This is a genomic window from Cupriavidus sp. 05L310, assembly GCF_056398185.1.
Map to the genome: position 1 here is coordinate 50806 of NZ_JBFTOX010000006.1, position 17189 is coordinate 67994.

The window sequence follows — 17189 nt, forward strand, 5'->3', positions numbered from 1 at the left end:
CAATGGCCTTCGGATACCGCGCTGTACACGGAGGGAACATGCTGAGCGGCGAGATCGATGTTTATGGCGTCTTCGTGCCTACCCTGCTGGCGTTGATGCTGGTGACCTTTGCTATCACTACCTGCATGCGCGCGCTGCTCGCCCGCTTCGGCTTCTACCGGTTGGTGTGGCATCGGTCGCTCTTCAATCTTGCCATCTACCTTATCGTGCTAGGCGGCGTAGTCGCCATTGCGCGTTCGCTTCAATCATGAAAATCCATCTTCGTTCGCTCGGCTCTGTGGCGCTGACGTTAATCGCCACGGCGGTTGCCTTTTTTGTCGTCAGGCATCTATGGGATTACTACACCATCGCGCCGTGGACGCGTGACGGCCATGTGCGTGCCGATATCGTGCAGATCGCGCCTGATGTGTCGGGGCTGGTGACGCGTATCCTGGTCAAGGACAACCAGCAGGTGACGCGTGGGCAGCTCCTTTTCGTGGTCGACCAGGCCCGCTATGAGCTTGCCTTGCAGCAGGCCTTGGCTACGGCGACTGCGCAGCGCGTCTCGCTGGCGCAGCTACGCAGGGAGGCAGAACGCAACCGTACCCTGTCCGAGGTGGTCTCCAAGGAGGTCGTCGAAGAGGGTTTCGCCAAGGTCGATCAGGCCGCGGCCGCCTTGGCGCAAGCCGAAGCAGCCGTCGACCTCGCGCGGCTCAACCTTGCCCGCACGAACGTCGTTAGCCCGGTGAACGGCAATCTCAATGACCGGCTGCCACGGCTGGGAGACTATGTGACGACCGGCCGGCCGGTGCTTTCGATGATCGATGTGGACTCCATTTACGTGGAGGGCTACTTTGAAGAGACGAAGCTGCATCGCATACGTATTGGCAATCCGGTGGACGTGCGAATCATGGGCGAGGGCGAGCATCTGCACGGACACGTTCAGAGCATATCGGCCGGCATCGAAGATCGCGACCGTAGCAGTGGATCCAATTTGCTGCCGAATGTGAATCCTACCTTCAACTGGGTGAGGCTGGCGCAACGCGTGCCGGTGCGCATCGCGCTTGATGACGTGCCGTCCGGCGTACGACTTGTGTCCGGCCGTACCGCGACAGTTGCCGTGCGGGAAGCGCCAATGGCAGGGCAGGCGCATCCAGGCGTGGCGCAACTGGAGAAGTCAAAATGAAGAAGAGACTCAGCCTTGCCCTGCTACCGGTACTGATGCCGCTATTGCAAGCCTGTACCACGGTCGGTCCTGATTACCATGTGCCGGCGCATGCCGCCGTGCATGCGCCGCAGGCCAATGGCCCCTTGCTTGGTACGAAGCATCCGGCGGTTTCCCTGGCGCCGGTGCCGGACGCCTGGTGGCGCCTGTACGACGACCCGAAGCTGGACAAGCTGGTCCGGGAATCGCTCACTGCCAATACCGATTTGCGGGTCGCTGCGGCTAACCTGCGGCGGGCCATCGCGATGTATCACGAGGTGGAAGCGGACAACCTCCCGCAGGCAAGCGTCTCCGCGGCAACAGAGCGCACCCAGATCTCTGGCGAGAGCTTCCTGATGAAGGAGAATATACCGGTCTTCAGCATTGGCGACGTTGGCTTCTCCGTGTCCTACCTGGTTGATTTCTTCGGCAAGCTCGAACGTGCCGACGAAGCGGCCCTTGCAAGCGCCGAGGCGAGTCAGGCCGCGCTCGACATGGCACGCGTCGGGGTTGTCGCAGAGACCGTGCGTGCATATGTGCAAGGCTGCGCGGCCACGCATGAGTATGAAGTGGCCGAGCGGCAACTGGCGTTGCAGGAGCGTGGGGTGGACATCGCCCGCAAGATGGTCGCCGCCGGGCGGGGGCAGCCGGTCGACGCGCTGCGCGCGCAAGCCCAGGCGGAGACCTTGCGGGCCAGCCTTCCGCACTTCAAGGCAGAGCAGGAGAGGGCCGCATACCGGCTGGCCGTCATGCTGGGCAAGCCGCCGGCCGCGCTTCCTGTGGCAGAAGCGGAGTGCCACGAGGAACCGAAGCTGCGCCAGGCGATTCCGGTGGGGGATGGTGCTGCGCTGCTCAAGCGCCGGCCCGATGTACGGCAGGCCGAGCGCGAGCTTGCATCGGCTACGGCAAAAATCGGCGTGGCCACGGCCGATCTCTATCCGTCGGTCAGCATCGGGGCATCGGCGGGCCTCACGGGGCTGCTCAGCGACCTCGGTACGGGGCAGACCGCTCACTGGGCCCTTGGCCCGATGCTGACATGGAACCTCCCGACCAACGGGGTGCGGCCACGCATTCACCGCATGGAGGCGGGGGCCGATGCGGCGCTGGCGAACTTCGATGGCGTGGTGCTCAAGGCGTTGCAGGAAACCCAAAGCGCGCTCAGCGCCTATACCAGGGAGTTGGAGCGCAACCTCGCCCTGAGGGCGGCACGGGACAATGCGAGCGAGGCGGCGCGGCAGAATCGGCTCCTGTACCAGGCCGGCCGCGCGCCCTATCTGTCCAGCCTCGACGCAGACCGTACGTTGGCCGGTTCTGACGCGGCCGTGGCGGCGTCGGATAGTGAGGTGGCGATCGACCAGATCAATCTCTTCCTGGCCCTGGGTGGCGGATGGCAGAATAGCCCGGACGTAACGAAGTGAAAAACTCGTCCCGCCTTCCGGCAAGGACCAGCGCACTGCCAAGAGTAACGCATGGAGATTTGCGCGGCCCTCTTTTGCGAGAGAAATTCAGCCACCAGTAACAGGCGGGAAGAAAGCGATCTCGCTTCCGTCGAGTAGCGGGAAGGCACTATGCCGGACCGCATGGTCGACGGCTACCCGTACGGGGCGATCGTCCGAAAACGCGTCTTGAAGCGCTGGCCGTGTCTGCGCAAGCCATTGTTTGAGGCTGTCGACCGTGAGCGAATCCGCATCAACATGGACTACCTCTTCGGAGACCCCTACGGTCTCGCGGATACTTGCAAAGTACTTGATTGTTAGCCTCATCTTTTTACCGTATGCATAAGGGTTAAAGCTGACCATGGGAATACCTAGCCGCCGACCAGCGACATGCGGACAGTCGGATACGACTTCTTTCCGTTGCTGGCCAGTCTCTCGGTACGTAGCTCGGAATAACGGTCGTCTCGTCGCTCCCAGCGTGAGCGAATCGCATCACGCAGCGCCTCTGGCGAGGTGGATTCGGTGAGCCACTGCCGCAGGTCGACGCCTCGCTCAGCAAACAGACACAAGAACATCCGACCATCGGCGGAGACCCGCGCCCGCGTGCAGTCGCCACAAAACGGCTTGGAAACGCTCGAAATGAACCCCACTTCACCGCCGCCATCGGTGTACAAAAAGCGTTGCGCCGTATCGCTGCCGCGAAATCCCGGACGAGGAACCAGGGGATATGCCTGCGCAATGCGGTCCCTTACGTTTTCCGATCTCAGGACACGCTGCATGGACCATGACTCGGCACCACCCACATCCATGAACTCAATGAAGCGCGGGGTCACACCGCTATGCCGGAAGTATTTTGCCAGTGGGAGAATCTGACTATCATTGACGCCCTTTTCAATAACGGTATTGACTTTGACGGTATCGATCCCTGCGTTCCGGGCGGCCTCTATGCCGTCCAATACCTTGCCGACAGGGAAGCCGACGTCGTTCATGTGCCGGAAGACCGCGTCATCCAGGCTGTCAAGGCTGACGGTTACTCCGGCCAGGCCAGCATCCTTTAATGCCCGCGCCTTCGCAGCAAGGAGTGTGCCGTTTGTGGTCAGCACGATCTCGACGGGCCTTCCATCAGGGGTGGTAAGCCGTGCAAGCGCTTCGACGAGTTTCTCAATATCCTTGCGCAAGAGCGGTTCTCCGCCAGTTAGCCGGACCTTTTCGACGCCCAGACTGACGAACCCTTTGGCAATCGAGACCATCTGCTGGAAAGAAAGCCGGGATCCCGCCTTCAGGAAAGGATAATCCTTTGTGTAGATCTCCTTTGGCATGCAGTAGGTGCAGCGGAAATTGCACTGGTCAATCACCGATAGGCGCAGGCTCTTGAGCGGCCGTTGCAGCTGATCCAGGCAGACAGGCATGCGCGTCGATATGGCATCGAAGGCAGAGGGGCTCTCAAACAGAAAGGGATCTTGGACTCCAGCCTTAGCGTCTGTACTCACTTTAATGTCCTTTACGCCGCGCATGGCGTTGTCTTGTCAGCCGGTGATTTGCCGGGATGCATCGAAGGGGCCGGCAGGGCACTTGCGACTTCTACTTGACTGGGAGCATAGCGGTGACGGCCTGTTGGCCCCGCATACAGTGGACTACGCGTTGTAGCAGTACAGTTCCGGGCGGCTCCGCCGGTCGGATCGCTAGTGCGGGTCGGGGATGTCAGTCGCTTGCGCCGTCGCAGATGGCCGGCAGGGATGAGCGAAGAGGAGCCGGAGCCGCTTGGAGCGGCAAGCCCGATATCTCGGTGCGAAGAAGGCTGCCTAGGGTGCTCCGCACGCGGCTCTGCGTCGATTCCACCTGTCTAACCCACTACACAACGGTGTAGCTGGAGCGATTGCTGGATCGCGGTAGACTTTAAACGTCACACCTGGTCAGGCGAAGGGACAACGGATCCGCATCCCTGAAGCCTCTTGTTGCAGATACCTGAATGTGATTGGCGACATTATCCGCGGAGAAAATGTGATCCGAGAGTGCATCGAGGCGCGAGAAGCGCTCGCGAGCCATAAGTTCTTCTTTGACCTCCAGCCGATAGTTAGACTACCGGATGGCGGGACCTTCGGCTATGAGGCATTGCTTCGCCGCAAGACTGGAGATACGGTGCTGCGTGCCGCCGATTTCCTGGAGGTATTCGAGGCGGAGGCATTGGCCAATCAGATTCAGGCGCAAGCGCTACAGGCGCTGGATCCATACACCGTCGGTGAGCGTTGTTTCCCATTGAGTATCAATGCCACGCCCAGGCAGCTATGCAGTTCGGCCTTTCGCGAGCAGTTGCTGGAATTTGCCGCGAGGAACGATATCAAACCAAGCCTGATCGAGATCGAGGTGACGGAACGGACGCTGCTCTCTGCCATTGACGGGGCGGCGGAGGCCATGGGCCGCCTGCATCGGTGTGGCTTCAGGATTTGTATCGACGACTTCGGTGTCGGCTTCTCTTCTTTGCTATATCTAAAGCTCTTTCATTTTGATTGCATAAAGATAGATAGAGCGTTCATTGTGGATATTGTGGAGAACAAGCGAAGCCAGGATATCGTGGAAGTGATATGCGGATTGGCTGCGCGATTTGGCGCCAACGTCGTTGCGGAGGGTATCGAAACCGGTGCGCAGCGTGAGATCGTGACCGCATGTGGTGTTGGTTTCGGGCAAGGCTATTTATTCGGGAAGCCCAGGCCGCCATGCATGCTCTGGCCCGGGATTCCATAGGCACTGGGAAGTGTCGCGTAGCCGCACGAACGGGAAGGTCCGGAAGATGAACCTCGGTGCGGGTGCGGGCGTCGCACTTGCACCTTCTCTGAGAGATCGTGACGACTTCCTGTCGTGGCTCCTTGCTGGCGCCAGCTGTGCTCTTTGGGAGAGGGCTCGTCTGTAACTGATGGCGCAAGGCAACCCCTATACACTGACTCCGGAGCCATGAAGGATGCGTATCGCGGTCCATGCGTGGAAGTTTGATTTTTTGCAGGTGCGGTAACGCTTGTTCGGACGTATGATTCATCTTAAGCAGAACTCCGTTGATGATGGTTTAGCGGATATTCACACAGAGATTCTGGCAAATATTGATCGGTCCAGTAAGATCCAGGACATTTGTGGAAACCTGGAACGTTCCACCCGTCTTCTCGGATTCACGCATTTCCACCTGCAGTACAACCTGTATGTGACGGGGAGGGAGTCTTCGGTTGGAAGCCTGACAAACCTCTCGAACGGGCGAAATCTGACTTTGCAGGATTACAGCCCGGTGCTTGCAACGCTTGCGAGCGAGGCACTCGATTCATTGGTGCCTATGCTATGGGCCGGACGTATCCAGTTGCAGAGAGAGAGCCCGGATCTCTCACTTCCGGCGGACTCGACAATGGGCGCGGCAATCATATTGGCCGTGCATACGCCACGAGGGACCGGTGGATTCCTTGCTCTGTTGAGCGCGCGGCCGCTCAATGCGGAAGGCCCGGAATTTCGCAACGCTAAACTGTACGGTCCGGCCATTGCGCAGCGTACCGTCAATTCCGTCAAGTCCATCCTGTTCTCATCGAAGAATTTTGTAGTGGGTTTGACCGCCCGTGAGATAGAGACCCTGAGGTGGGTTGCCGCGGGGAAGACTTCCTGGGAAGCGGGGAGGCTTCTTGGCATTACAAAGCACGGCGTGTCGCACCACATGCGTAATGTGATGAGAAAGTTGGAAGTTTCGAGCAGGCTTCAGGCAGTGCAGAAGGCGATTGCGCTGGGGTTGCTCACAACACGATGGTGGGACTAGTGCCATGGGTACTCATGGACCCGGCGGGGGTCCTGCACTGCCGGCCACCTCTCGCACGGGCCGGCCAGGACGACGACGTGCGGCTCCCCGTATATGGAAATTCCCCCGGTGTCCTATACTTTAGGCGCGCAACGGGATGTGGCTTGGACGCGGTGTTTGCCTGCGTCGTGAGATAACGGCACAGGGCGTTGGACTTTCATCTCACTGCGTTTTCAGTTTGAGGGGATCGACATGTTTCTTTATGAGAAATTGCCATTATTTGTGTTTGAGATAGAAGCGTGCGAAAACCTCAAATACGTACCCATGTGCGTCCGGTTCAATCTGGATTTTTATGGATACACATTCTCTCTTGCGGAGTGGCAGGCCCTTCCTCTCGACGCGCGTGAGATGCTCGCGGGTTTCCCGGCGGCCACGGATGGGAAGGAGAGCGGTTTCGTGTCGGAGCTTCAGCGCCTGGTCCAGCAATATCTGAACAAGACGCCGGAGAAGTTCACGCCAGATCCGGGCTCTCCATGGCATCAGGTATCTGCGATTCCTGACGCCATCCTGACGCAATTCTCCCTGGTCGAATTGGCACCGATGACTCCCGACGTCTGGTCCGGGTTATCGCTTCTCAAGCGATATGTGCTGACAAAGTTGTCCGCGCGCGGCGTCAAGAACCACTGCTTTGTTCCTGCGCTGCTTGAGTTTGGGCTTGTCAGGTCAAAGATACCGGACTGATTGGCGCCGATTTGCCCGACGCCAGAATCACCGCTTTTCAGGCAGGCATGCTGTCTGCGGGAGCCGAACTGTGGCCCGGCGGCGCCGAGGGGCCGGTTCGATCCATTCCGGCGAGTTGGATCGAACCTGGGAGAACGGATGCAGCATGGCTGATGTCCGCCAGGGGAGCGGGCGGGCCATTGGCACGTGCGCCGTCACTGAACGGATCGCGGGAGCGGTCGATGCGCGCACCATCGGTGAAGGGATCTCGCTTGCCCCGGTGCAAGTCATAGCCGTACTTGTCGCCGGGGAATGTGCTGTCCCTCGGCGCGGTGGCTTGAGCTGGCAAAGCAGTCATGGCGCTCGCGCACACGAGTGCGGTAGAGAGCAGCGTTTTCAGTAGCGCGGTTTGCATGGTTATCTCAATTCAATCAGGAAGAGAAAGGCAGCAGGTATGGCGACCGGTGTCTCTGACGCTCGGTGCAGATGCAGAGTCGGCATCTCGATCTGCGGTCGCTAACCTGATGTCTTTGCAGTAGGGAGGTGGCAGCGTGTCATGCGGCCTTCTGTGGAGTGCCGGAGGCGGTTGTGCTACCTGAAAATTGGGACGGCTTTTGATTTTGATGCTGCTTGGACTGTATCGCCGCGGCGCGCGCGCGCTCGATGACGGTCCAGTCCGGACCTGCGATTGCTGACAGCGACGAGGCAAGAGCAGCAGCTCCGGCGAGTGCAAGGAATAGCGGTTTGATGCTAGGTTTCATTTTGATGCTTAGGTTTCAGTATGTATACCTGGAATCGAGGATATTGGCTTTGCGAGCAATTCGCCAATATGACTTCCGATGAAGTGACAGCCCGTTACTGTCAGGCAGCCTGCTCGCTATTGTCGGATGCGTTTGCCGGAGGTGCCGAGACACCGGTGCGGTCACGACCGGCGACGCTAAAGGTCTTGTCGGAGGTGTTCACGGCCTGGCTGCGGGCGCCATCGGTATAGGGGTCACGGGCAGTACCGATCCTGGCTCAGTCGGTATAGGGATCGCGGGCGTCGTCAACCCGGGCGCCGTCGGTGTACGGGTCACGAGTGCCTACATGCAGGTTGTAGCCGGATTCATCTCCGGAAAAGGTACTGTCCTTCACGGTAACGGCGCCTGCCTGGGCCATCGAAAGGAGTGCCGTGCCAAGAATGGTGGCGGAAAAAAGCGTCTTGATCAGTTTGTTGCTCATGGTATTGCCCTCTATCTGTTTTTTAAAAGAAACGTATCGGAAAGGCGCATCCCATGTGGCTTGCTTGATCGGGACACCGTTTGTTCTTGCGCTTTCCGTGGACTGAATATTAGTAGGCGCGGAAGCTTGTCAACGCGTACACCTTGCCCGAAGAAAAAGAAGCACAGTCCTCTGGAATGAGGCCAAGGCCCATGGAGGGGCGACTGCTAGCGCACGCGCGGGGGCGCGGCATGACGATCGGCGGGACTTTGGCATCGGGCGGAGTGCCACGTGCCCCCGTTTGGTCGCATCCGTGTCAATGCAATCGTGAAGGTCGCCAGGGGATATCTTGATCTGCTTGAGGATCGCTTGGATTGTGCCGATGCAGAAGCTGACTAGCTACTAGCCGGAAGTGCGGTTGGGGGCATATCATGGGTCGCGCTCGCTAGCGAGCCTGCATTGGGCGTGCGCCATCTGTGCTCCAACGTGGCGTTAGCTTCTGTAGTCTATCCCTGCCAGTGCGGAAACTATTATCGTGAGTGGGCGCAGGTTGCGCATTGTTGAAGAGGCGAGCAGATGTCAGCGATTAAAAGAAATATCGGAGAAGATACCAATCCTATCGGGGCGGAAATTGCGGGCGATGATGTTGGCATGGATCCCATACTTGCGGAACTGCTGGCACAGCTTTGGTGTGCCGCACAGGGTGCTCCTGAAAAGCCGTGGTCGTTGGCGAAACTAAGCAAACAAAGCGGGATGCAGATGAGTACGCTTCGTCGGTATCTCACCGAGCTCTCGGCTGCGGGCATTGTTGATGTGCTGGTTCGCGAAGACGGAACCGGTATTGCAAGCCTCACTGGCAGCGGGAAGGAACTGTGCGCATTGGCCTTCAAGTAGCTTGGGAGGGCAGGCGCCGTCTGAGCCGAGGTTGTTCGAGGCTGTAGGGCGGTGATCGGGACGATAGCCCATGCAGCATCAAGACGGCCTGGCGCTGACATCCTGCTGCAAAAAGCACCGAGCCGGCGAATTGTTCGCCACGCCGCGCGGCAGCATCCTTTCCGTCCCTCATGCTTGACCAAGCATATAGAGCATCCCCCACGTAAGTGGGGACTCCGCAACCGAATTCGGCTTTGCCCCGGCTCCAATTTGGGATAACGTTGTAGAGACAGGTAAAACAGCACCGCGCAACTCGGCGCGCCCCGGCGGCGGCCCTGCGGTAGCCTGTTGATACCATTGCCGCTTGATCGCTCAGGTCCGCAGTTCACACGTCACGTTCCGGGGGGAAATCGTGTGCGCAAGCTACTGACGCAATTGCTGCGTCCGTTCGGACGCATCAGTACGACCGCCATTGCACCTGGCGCGCCGCCGCTTGGCCTGCTTAGCACGATCGTCGTGCATTCGCTCTACACAGACTTGCTGGAAAGCATGCGCGCCCGCGATTCAAGAGCGGCACCGACGATATCGTCCAGCAGATCGATACGCGTTCCGGCTCTACACCGACGTCCCGCGCAAGGAGGCAACTCAGCCGTTCGGAGGGCTGCGTTGGCTCACTATTCTCTCCGCCGACGTCCGGGCCATGGCGCGCCCGCAACACTACCTGAAGGGTGCGGTGCCTGCGGCCGGGCTGATCAATACCGCGCTGTTGGGGCCCCGCCCACTGGCACCCACTTTTAGCGATGGCCGGGCGTGCGTGCAGAGGCGGCGGGATCGGTTGAGAAGTGCCGAGCCGACTGACTGACTGACTGACTGACCATAGGCGCTTTCGTGGCACCCCGCCCACGTCCGGGCGAGGCGCCGTTCTGCCGGAGACGATGCGATGATAGATGCATTGCTGTTCAGCAAGCCGTTTACTTTCCTGGCCTGTCCACCGATAGCGGAACTCAAGGAAGCCATCGATGCGCTTAACGCGCTGCCGGGACATTCGCGCTGGCTCAATGACGAAGACACCATCCGTCGCGTCCATGTGCCTGCCTTTGTCGAGCAGAGCCGCCAGGCCCTGGAGGCGCTTGTTCCCGGCAGATCCCTCATGGTCGATAGCCTCTCCGAACGGATTCGGCACGCACCGCGCGTGCTACAAGAGTTGCGCGAGCACGGCCCCGAGGTGGCAGCTGCCGCTCACTCCTACTTCTACTGGCGCTACTCGGCCGACGTGCTTGGACGGGCGCAGGGCATTCCGCGCAGTGCGCTGGAGCGTCAGTTTGGCAGGGTGGCGGCTCGCGATGGGTCGCACAAGATCATCTGGGACTGTCCATGTTGCGATCAGCCGGCGCGATACCAGGTTGATGGGCTACTTGCCATCCAGCGCCCGTCGCGCCAGGGCGGCTTTGCGCTCGAATGCGATCATTGCGGGCATCAGGAACGGGTGTATGCCGGATTTCTGCATTACGGGCGTCTCCAGTGCCAATGCGCCGCGTGCAAGAGCTATGTTGGCATTCTTGCGTATGACATGGCCAGGGCCGCGCGAAAGCTTGCTGAGAATATCGAGAACTACGCCTGGATCCAAGCCGCCGAGACCCTTGCCGAGATCGAGGAATACAAGGACGAGTCCCTGCAGATTCTCTACCGCCGGGCTAGCCCGTCACGCAATGCCGGTTCCTTCGCAGTGGAAGTCACGTCTGGCAGGCACGAATCGATGGCCGCCATTCTAGCGAGCCTGGACCCTGGCCTGGAAGGCAGCATTGAGAAGAATCCCAGGGGCTGGGCATTGCTGTGCGAACTGCTGCGCGAAGGCGTGGTTGACGCGGAATGCCTGATCTACCAGGAAGCCGACCGCGAGCGCGTCGCGCTGCAGCTCTCACTGCTGGAAGAGCCTTCCCCCACAACGGAGGGATTGCCGCAGAAAAATCTTGAAACTGTGCTGCAAGGATATCAGCCCGCATCTCGCGAGTCCTTCGTGGCATGGCTGAAAGCAAGCATGCAATTGGGGCTTTTCACCAGCAAATTCTGTACTGCGGTGGAGGTCACCTGGAGACCCAATGTGCAGCGCTGCGAACTCGTTGCCAGCAACCAGGACGGCCAGCCCCGCGAGCTTCCGGACGATGCGACGCCGAGATCGGCCGCAACCTTCGCAGCGTCTTCGAAACGAGCGCCTCACGCCGACGCCGAAATCGAAGCGGTGACGCTACTGAGATCACTGGGGTACATCATTGTGGCGCCTGCGGTAATCGAAGCGCATGGCTACTCCAGGCTGGAGGAATGCACGCCACTCAACAAGTAGCCCCGCGTAGCATGCCTTCTGCTGCCAATTCTCATTGGAGGCCGGGAGCCAAACAACATCGTCGACCAGGATCATCGGGCCGGCAAGCGCGCCACCCGGCCGATACGTTTTAGCTTCCGCATATATCGGCAGAAAACGGGGCAATGCCGCTGTGCGATGCGAGGGGTGATAAGGAACACGGAGGGAGACGATATTCTTCATATCGCCTGTCGATACCGCGTGTCCTCGATCGTCTAAGCTTTGATGCGGCGCGCGTTGCGATCCGCAGGCCGGGCCGGAGCGCTGGTCCGCCAAAAGACATGGCATTCACGGAGAGGCACGTATGTCCAGGTTACGAGTTCACTGCTTTTCGGTTTCCATTGATGGCTACGGCGCCGGCCCAAGCCAGAGCCTGGCGGATCCGCTTGGCGTGGGAGGCACTGCGTTGCATGAATGGGCCATCGCCACGCGCACGTTCCGGCACATGTTCGGCGGCGATGGCGGTACGACGGGCGTGGATGACGATTTCGCGGCGCGCGGATTCAGCAACGTCGGTGCCTGGATTATCGGTCGCAATATGTTCGGTCCTGTCCGTGGTCCATGGCCCGACGATCTCTGGAAAGGATGGTGGGGACCCAATCCGCCTTACCACACCGAGGTCTTCGTGTTGATCCACCATCCCCGCAAATCGGTCTCGATGGACGGCGGCACAACCTTTCATTTCGTCACCGAAGGTATCCATGATGCGCTGAAGCAGGCGAGGGATGCGGCACGCGGGCGAGACGTACGGCTTGGCGGAGGCGGAGCGAGCGTGCGGCAGTATCTGCGCGCCGGCCTGGTGGATGAGCTGCACCTGGCCATGGTGCCGGCCGTGCTGGGCGCCGGAGAGCCCCTGCTGACCGGTATCGATCTGAAAGGCCTGGGCTACGAATGCACCGAGCATGTGGGAACGCCGGTGGCGATGCATGCCGTTCTGACGCGGCGGGCCGCCGCGGCACCCGCGGCGTGACCGGATCAACGTCCGGGAAGTTTGTAACAAGAGGGCAAGTCCTGTCGATCCGCGGGCTGTCCACGCGTCGTGCCAGTGCGGGGACGACCGGTTCGGCCCTGTGATCGCCAAGCTAACAGCGAAAGGAATCCATATGACCCAAGCCATCGCATACCTCGCCTTCAACGGCAATTGCGCCGAAGCCATGCGCTTTTACGAGCAAGCCCTCCGTGGCAAGCTCGAAGTGCTGATGAGTGGCGCTGACTCACCCATGGCCGACCAGATCCCGAAGGAGTTCGCCCATCGCATCCTGCATGCACGGCTCGTGCTGCCTGGCGGTGGCACGCTTTTCGGGGGAGATTGCCCGGCGCACCTGCCCTATGAGGGCATCAAAGGGGTGTCCATCGCGGTCGACTATGCGACCACCGCGGAAGCGGAGCAGGTCTTTGCTGCCCTCGCCAGCGGCGGCCAGGTGACCATGCCCATGCAGCCGGCCTTCTGGGCCAGGCGCTGGGGCATGCTGACCGACAAGTTCGGCACCCCGTGGATCGTCAATGGTGAACCGCTGCCAGTCTGAGGTGGCTGACGAAGCACAGGGCGTGTGTATGTGCCAATGGCGCGCGTGGCTTGCGGGTTTGCGCGCGTCATGAGCCTGCTTCCACTTGCCCCGGCACGCATGGCTTCCTATGCCGGCACCAGCGCCAGGAGCAGAAGCAGCAAATTGAGGGCGATCAGCGCAAACAGGACGAGTCTGGCCGCCGGTACGGGCGCGTGCGGTGCGTGCTCTCTCGGGAAGCCGCCGTGCCGTTTGCGCGTCCGCCGGTAGGCCAGGCCCACACCGATCACGCCAGCGCAAGCCAGCGCGCCAAACGAGCCCCTGGCGACGGGAGATGGCTTGCTTGCGACCGGCATCACCGGAGGCTTCACCGGCAAATTCCGCAGCGAAGTGTCGGTCGTGGGGGCGCGTACGGCCTGTTCCGTGCTGCGTTGCGTCACGTTCAGCGGAGCTTGCGCTTGCGAATTCTGCCTGGGCGGCAAAGACACAACGACTTCGCCACGCCTTGGCTTGCCGCGAGCCTCGATATTCTGCGGCTTTTCCGCAAGCGGCATGGCGACGCGCTCCTTCGGTTGAGCGCCGACTCGCGTGGACTTTCTCTGCGCGGCGTACCTGTGCCATTGCGCGAAGACATCGTCCATGCAGGTCACCGAGTCGCAGGCGTCGCGCTTTTTGCGCCACGCAACAATATCCGCTTGGCGAATCGCGCCATGCCGCAGCAGCCTCTGCTGCTCGGCGTAGATGCGGTCGTATCCTATGGAGAGGAGTGCGTAATCGCAGATCAGGGAATCCGCGGGCGGGCGGCGATTGCCCTTTTGCTTGGCGCATGGCTGCCCGCCTGCCACCGTGTCTTCGCAGCTGGCCGAGGCTCCCCGGCGGGCTGCCTTGCAAACGATGTCAGACGCCTGCGCGCCTTCAGTGGAGCAAAGACCCAATGCGACGAGGATGGCCAGGCGGCTCATGATCCTGTTCATCGTGTCTCCTCATGGAAGTGGCGACTTCGCCTCTGAGGTTCAACCTGGATGAGATTTGCATTGTGCGACAACTTCACGGCCGCTGCACGTGCGGTGCCACACGTTCTCCGCGACGGTCGGGCGCCTCATCCCGGTGGTGCCGTCGGCTCGATTGGCGCCCATACCTTCCATGGCGTCCGGACTAGTCCGTTCTGGCCAAAACCCGATCCGCATTCCCGGCGTATAATCGCCTGCGCTGCGGGCCAAGGCCCGCAGCAGCGTTCTCAGGGCGGGGTGAAAGTCCCCACCGGCGGTGATGGCGATTGATTCGCATAAGCCCGCGAGCGCCCGGCTTCCCCAAGGCCGGGGTCAGCAGATTCGGTGTGATTCCGAAGCCGACGGTCATAGTCCGGATGAAAGAGAATCGCGACGTTCATGCCTCTGCCCGGAAGCGGCGGGGGCGCGGGCTCGTGCGCCCTGATTCTGGTAACCCCTGCTAAAAGGCAACCCATGAATCAGCCCTACTCCTCGTTTCAACAATCCGCTGCCGGCCTGCCGGACCCGCGGCACACTCCCGCTGCCAACCGCTTTGCGTTTATCCATGCCCAGTGGCATGCCGATATCGTCCATCGCGCACGCGACGCCTTCCTCGCGGAAATGGCCGCGCAAGGCATTTCCCGCGATGTGATCGATGTGTTCGAAGTCCCCGGTGCATTCGAGATTCCCTTGCACGCCAGCAAACTGGCCGCTACCGGGCGATACGCTGCGATCGTGGCGAGCGCCTTTGTGGTCGATGGCGGCATCTACCGCCATGAGTTCGTTGCCGATGCCGTCATCGGCGGACTGATGCGCGTGCAGCTGGACACAGAAGTGCCGGTCCTGTCGGCGGTGCTTACGCCGAAGGATTTTCACGAACACGAAGAGCATCGCCGCTTCTTCAGCGAACATTTCGTAGTGAAAGGCAAGGAAGCGGCCCAGGCCTGCGTCAAGACCGTTGAAAGCCTTGGCAAGCTGGTAGCCTAACTGCGCACATGACTTTGCCCGGCCAGCACGGCGGCGCCGCGCTGGCCGGGCAATGACATCACCGGGTAGCACCCGGCCGGCCCGCTTTTACTTCAGGTCGCTGAATGTCTTCCCCTGCGCGGCCAGGTCCACCAACAGTTTCGCCGGCCTGAAATCCGGGCCAAGCGTGGATTCGAAGCGCCTCAGCGTGGCCAGTACCTTGTCCAGGCCAATGGTGTCGGCATAGCACATCGGACCGCCGCGATACACTGGCCAGCCATATCCGTTGACCCACACCACGTCGATGTCCGACGCGCGGATGGCCTTGCCTTCCTCAAGGATCTTCGCGCCTTCGTTGATCATCGTGTAGACACAGCGCTCGAGGATTTCCTGCTCCGAGACGACGCGGCTCGTCTTCCCCTGTTTGGCGGCGAAGTCGCGGATGATCTGCTCGACCACGGGCGAGGGTTTCGCGTTGCGCTTCTCGTCGTAGTCGTAATAGCCCGCGCCGGTTTTCTGGCCGCGGCGGTCCATCTCGCACAGGATTTCACGCAGCGTCGAGCTGCTGCTCTTCTCACGGATCCAGCCGAGGTCCAGGCCGGCCAGGTCGCTCATGGCGAACGGGCCCATCGGGAAGCCGAAGTTGTAGAGCACGCGGTCGATATCCCACGGCAGCGCGCCTTCCAGCACCAGCTTCTGCGCTTCGCGCTGACGCTGCGCGAGCATGCGGTTGCCGACGAAGCCCGGGCAGACGCCGACCAGCGCGGCGATCTTGCCGATCTTGCGCGCCAGTTCCATGGACGTACGGATCACGGGCCTGGACGTCTTGTCCCCGCGCACCACTTCCAGCAGCTTCATGACGTTGGCCGGCGAGAAGAAATGCAGGCCGATCACGGATTCCGGGCGCGACGTGGCGCAGGCGATCTCGTTGACGTCGAGCGCGGACGTGTTGGTGGCAAGGATCGCGCCGGGTTTGGCGATCTTGTCGAGCTTGCCGAAGATGTCCTTCTTCACGTCCATGTTTTCATAGACGGCTTCGATCACCAGGTCGGCGTCGGCCAGCTGGCCTAGATCCAGCGTGGGGGTCAGCAGCGCCATGCGCTTGTCCACATCGGCGGCCGTGATGCGGCCCTTCTTTGCCGTGTTGTCGTAATTGGCGCGGATGGTGCGCACGCCGCGATCGAGTGCTTCCTGCGCGGTTTCCACGATGACGACGGGAATACCGGCGTTGAGCATGTTCATGGCAATGCCGCCACCCATGGTGCCGGCGCCGATGATGCCGACCGTCTTCACGTCGATGGTGGGGGTATCCGCGGGGATATCCGGCAGGTTCCAGACCTGGCGCGAGGCGAAGAAGTAGTAGCGCTGCGCGGCCGATTGCGTGCCGTTCATCAGTTCGAGGAAGAGCTTGCGCTCCACCTTCATGCCTTCGTCGAACGGCAGGTTGACCGCGGCCTCGATGCAGCGGATGTTGTACTCGGGCGCTTCGAACCCGCGGAACTTGCGGGCGTTGGCCTTGCGGAACTCGGCGAACAGCTCGGGCCTGCCGCGCGCGGCTTCCACTTTCTCATTGAGGTCGCGCACCTTGCGCAGCGGCCTTTGCTCGGCGTTGATGCGCCTGACGAAGGCAATGGCGTCGGCGCGCAGCGCGGCGTCGTCCGTGACCAGGTCGAACAGCCCCATCTCGGCAGCCGCGGCGGCCCCGACGTGCATGCCGGACGTCACCATCTCCAGCGCCTTGGCGGGTCCGACGATGCGGGGCAGGCGCTGGGTGCCGCCGGCGCCGGGCAGCAGCCCCAGATTGACTTCGGGCAGGCCGCATCTGGCGGACCTGGCGGCCACGCGGTAGTGGCAGACCAGCGCGACTTCCAGCCCGCCGCCGAGCGCGGTGCCGTGGATAGCCGCGACCACGGGCTTGGGCGAGTTCTCGATCGCGGCCTGCACGTCGGCCAGCGACGGGCCGGACGGCGGCTTGCCGAACTCGGTGATGTCCGCGCCGGCGATAAAGGTCTTGCCGGCGCAGGTCAGGACAATGCCCTTGACCTTGCTGTCGGCGATGGCAAGCTCGACGCCCTCCAGGATGCCGGTGCGCACGGCAGCCGACAAGGCGTTGACCGGAGGGGAGTTGAGCGTGAGGACGGCGATGTCGCCTTCAATGGTGAGATCGGCGACGGCGTTGACGGCTGTCATGTGGG

At 61.3% G+C, this 17189-nt stretch carries 17 protein-coding genes and 1 riboswitch; of the genes, 11 read left to right on the forward strand and 6 right to left on the reverse strand.

The features are described 5' to 3' along the window. The first annotated feature begins 38 nt into the window (after positions 1 to 38). Genes AC1DS6_RS05380 through AC1DS6_RS05390 form a run of 3 tightly spaced genes read left to right on the forward strand, consistent with a single transcriptional unit; the run spans position 39 to position 2601 of the window. Positions 39 to 251, forward strand: coding sequence for a DUF1656 domain-containing protein (locus AC1DS6_RS05380; protein WP_441625053.1), 213 nt, complete (start codon positions 39 to 41; stop codon positions 249 to 251). Then, entirely contained in the window at positions 248 to 1165 is a 918-nt protein-coding gene (locus AC1DS6_RS05385) for an efflux RND transporter periplasmic adaptor subunit (RefSeq protein WP_441625055.1), read from the forward strand. Before AC1DS6_RS05380 ends, AC1DS6_RS05385 begins: the two co-directional genes overlap by 4 nt. Then, on the forward strand, positions 1162 to 2601 hold the full coding sequence (locus AC1DS6_RS05390; protein WP_477102227.1) for an efflux transporter outer membrane subunit: 1440 nt from the start codon (positions 1162 to 1164) through the stop codon (positions 2599 to 2601). The genes AC1DS6_RS05385 and AC1DS6_RS05390 overlap by 4 nt, the downstream gene beginning before the upstream one ends. Positions 2602 to 2688: 87 nt before the next feature. Here AC1DS6_RS05390 and moaD read toward each other — a convergent pair whose 3' ends face one another. Together moaD and moaA are read right to left on the reverse strand one after the other, a co-directional pair. Further along, positions 2689 to 2982 (reverse strand): molybdopterin converting factor subunit 1, encoded by a 294-nt coding sequence (gene moaD / locus AC1DS6_RS05395; protein WP_477102228.1) that lies wholly within the window; start codon positions 2980 to 2982, stop codon positions 2689 to 2691. A gap of 8 nt (positions 2983 to 2990) precedes the next feature. Beyond that, positions 2991 to 4028, reverse strand: a complete 1038-nt coding sequence (gene moaA, locus AC1DS6_RS05400; RefSeq protein ID WP_441625301.1) for a GTP 3',8-cyclase MoaA — start codon at positions 4026 to 4028, stop codon at positions 2991 to 2993. A 562-nt stretch (positions 4029 to 4590) separates the two neighbouring features. Between moaA and AC1DS6_RS05405 the strand changes: the two genes are divergently transcribed. The 3 genes from AC1DS6_RS05405 to AC1DS6_RS05415 all read left to right on the forward strand — a co-directional run bounded on the left by AC1DS6_RS05405 (position 4591) and on the right by AC1DS6_RS05415 (position 7123). Beyond that, positions 4591 to 5361 carry an EAL domain-containing protein gene (locus tag AC1DS6_RS05405; protein WP_477102229.1) on the forward strand — a complete coding sequence of 257 codons (771 nt, stop codon included), beginning with the start codon at positions 4591 to 4593 and terminating at the stop codon, positions 5359 to 5361. A 280-nt stretch (positions 5362 to 5641) separates the two neighbouring features. After that, positions 5642 to 6403, forward strand: a complete 762-nt coding sequence (locus tag AC1DS6_RS05410; protein ID WP_477102230.1) for a helix-turn-helix transcriptional regulator — start codon at positions 5642 to 5644, stop codon at positions 6401 to 6403. A 231-nt stretch (positions 6404 to 6634) separates the two neighbouring features. Next, positions 6635 to 7123 (forward strand): nitrate reductase associated protein, encoded by a 489-nt coding sequence (locus AC1DS6_RS05415; RefSeq protein ID WP_441625065.1) that lies wholly within the window; start codon positions 6635 to 6637, stop codon positions 7121 to 7123. Positions 7124 to 7160: 37 nt separating this feature from the next. On the opposite strand, the gene AC1DS6_RS05420 is transcribed toward AC1DS6_RS05415, so the two are convergent. Further along, positions 7161 to 7517, reverse strand: a complete 357-nt coding sequence (locus AC1DS6_RS05420) for a hypothetical protein (RefSeq protein ID WP_441625067.1) — start codon at positions 7515 to 7517, stop codon at positions 7161 to 7163. Positions 7518 to 8119: 602 nt separating this feature from the next. Beyond that, positions 8120 to 8323, reverse strand: coding sequence for a hypothetical protein (locus AC1DS6_RS05425; RefSeq protein ID WP_477102231.1), 204 nt, complete (start codon positions 8321 to 8323; stop codon positions 8120 to 8122). Positions 8324 to 8878: 555 nt separating this feature from the next. On the opposite strand from AC1DS6_RS05425, the gene AC1DS6_RS05430 reads away from it, so the two are divergent. From AC1DS6_RS05430 to AC1DS6_RS05445, 4 genes are all read left to right on the forward strand, one after another. Then, positions 8879 to 9196 carry an ArsR family transcriptional regulator gene (locus AC1DS6_RS05430; RefSeq protein WP_477102232.1) on the forward strand — a complete coding sequence of 106 codons (318 nt, stop codon included), beginning with the start codon at positions 8879 to 8881 and terminating at the stop codon, positions 9194 to 9196. A gap of 919 nt (positions 9197 to 10115) precedes the next feature. Next, entirely contained in the window at positions 10116 to 11516 is a 1401-nt protein-coding gene (locus AC1DS6_RS05435) for a hypothetical protein (protein WP_477102233.1), read from the forward strand. Positions 11517 to 11838: 322 nt separating this feature from the next. Next, complete coding sequence (locus AC1DS6_RS05440) at positions 11839 to 12504, forward strand: dihydrofolate reductase family protein (protein ID WP_477102234.1); 666 nt, start codon at positions 11839 to 11841, stop codon at positions 12502 to 12504. 133 nt (positions 12505 to 12637) lie between these two features. After that, positions 12638 to 13060: a VOC family protein gene (locus AC1DS6_RS05445; protein ID WP_441625077.1), complete on the forward strand. Its 423-nt coding sequence runs from the start codon at positions 12638 to 12640 to the stop codon at positions 13058 to 13060. A 107-nt stretch (positions 13061 to 13167) separates the two neighbouring features. Here the strand turns inward: AC1DS6_RS05445 and AC1DS6_RS05450 are convergent, their stop codons facing one another. Then, positions 13168 to 14013 carry a hypothetical protein gene (locus AC1DS6_RS05450; RefSeq protein ID WP_477102235.1) on the reverse strand — a complete coding sequence of 282 codons (846 nt, stop codon included), beginning with the start codon at positions 14011 to 14013 and terminating at the stop codon, positions 13168 to 13170. Between the two features lie 255 nt (positions 14014 to 14268). Then, positions 14269 to 14422: riboswitch (FMN riboswitch) on the forward strand. An 80-nt stretch (positions 14423 to 14502) separates the two neighbouring features. Here AC1DS6_RS05450 and AC1DS6_RS05455 point away from each other — a divergent pair. Next, the gene (locus AC1DS6_RS05455; protein WP_441625081.1) at positions 14503 to 15015 is read left to right on the forward strand and encodes a 6,7-dimethyl-8-ribityllumazine synthase; all 513 of its coding nucleotides are present in this window, start codon (positions 14503 to 14505) and stop codon (positions 15013 to 15015) included. 87 nt (positions 15016 to 15102) lie between these two features. Here AC1DS6_RS05455 and AC1DS6_RS05460 read toward each other — a convergent pair whose 3' ends face one another. After that, a complete protein-coding gene (locus AC1DS6_RS05460) occupies positions 15103 to 17184 on the reverse strand; it encodes a 3-hydroxyacyl-CoA dehydrogenase NAD-binding domain-containing protein (RefSeq protein ID WP_441625083.1) in 2082 nt (693 codons plus the stop codon). Positions 17185 to 17189: the final 5 nt, after the last annotated feature.

Excerpts from the sequence above, each read along its gene's own strand:
- AC1DS6_RS05435 (WP_477102233.1), top strand. The coding sequence starts at position 10,116 with ATGATAGATGCATTGCTGTTCAGCAAGCCGTTTACTTTCCTGGCCTGT.
- AC1DS6_RS05455 (WP_441625081.1), top strand. The coding sequence starts at position 14,503 with ATGAATCAGCCCTACTCCTCGTTTCAACAATCCGCTGCCGGCCTGCCG.
- AC1DS6_RS05390 (WP_477102227.1), top strand. The coding sequence starts at position 1,162 with ATGAAGAAGAGACTCAGCCTTGCCCTGCTACCGGTACTGATGCCGCTA.
- moaD (WP_477102228.1), bottom strand. The coding sequence starts at position 2,982 with ATGGTCAGCTTTAACCCTTATGCATACGGTAAAAAGATGAGGCTAACA.
- AC1DS6_RS05380 (WP_441625053.1), top strand. The coding sequence starts at position 39 with ATGCTGAGCGGCGAGATCGATGTTTATGGCGTCTTCGTGCCTACCCTG.
- moaA (WP_441625301.1), bottom strand. The coding sequence starts at position 4,028 with ATGCCTGTCTGCCTGGATCAGCTGCAACGGCCGCTCAAGAGCCTGCGC.
- AC1DS6_RS05410 (WP_477102230.1), top strand. The coding sequence starts at position 5,642 with ATGATTCATCTTAAGCAGAACTCCGTTGATGATGGTTTAGCGGATATT.
- AC1DS6_RS05460 (WP_441625083.1), bottom strand. The coding sequence starts at position 17,184 with ATGACAGCCGTCAACGCCGTCGCCGATCTCACCATTGAAGGCGACATC.
- AC1DS6_RS05385 (WP_441625055.1), top strand. The coding sequence starts at position 248 with ATGAAAATCCATCTTCGTTCGCTCGGCTCTGTGGCGCTGACGTTAATC.
- AC1DS6_RS05420 (WP_441625067.1), bottom strand. The coding sequence starts at position 7,517 with ATGCAAACCGCGCTACTGAAAACGCTGCTCTCTACCGCACTCGTGTGC.
- AC1DS6_RS05415 (WP_441625065.1), top strand. The coding sequence starts at position 6,635 with ATGTTTCTTTATGAGAAATTGCCATTATTTGTGTTTGAGATAGAAGCG.
- AC1DS6_RS05425 (WP_477102231.1), bottom strand. The coding sequence starts at position 8,323 with ATGAGCAACAAACTGATCAAGACGCTTTTTTCCGCCACCATTCTTGGC.
- AC1DS6_RS05450 (WP_477102235.1), bottom strand. The coding sequence starts at position 14,013 with ATGAACAGGATCATGAGCCGCCTGGCCATCCTCGTCGCATTGGGTCTT.
- AC1DS6_RS05440 (WP_477102234.1), top strand. The coding sequence starts at position 11,839 with ATGTCCAGGTTACGAGTTCACTGCTTTTCGGTTTCCATTGATGGCTAC.
- AC1DS6_RS05445 (WP_441625077.1), top strand. The coding sequence starts at position 12,638 with ATGACCCAAGCCATCGCATACCTCGCCTTCAACGGCAATTGCGCCGAA.
- AC1DS6_RS05430 (WP_477102232.1), top strand. The coding sequence starts at position 8,879 with ATGTCAGCGATTAAAAGAAATATCGGAGAAGATACCAATCCTATCGGG.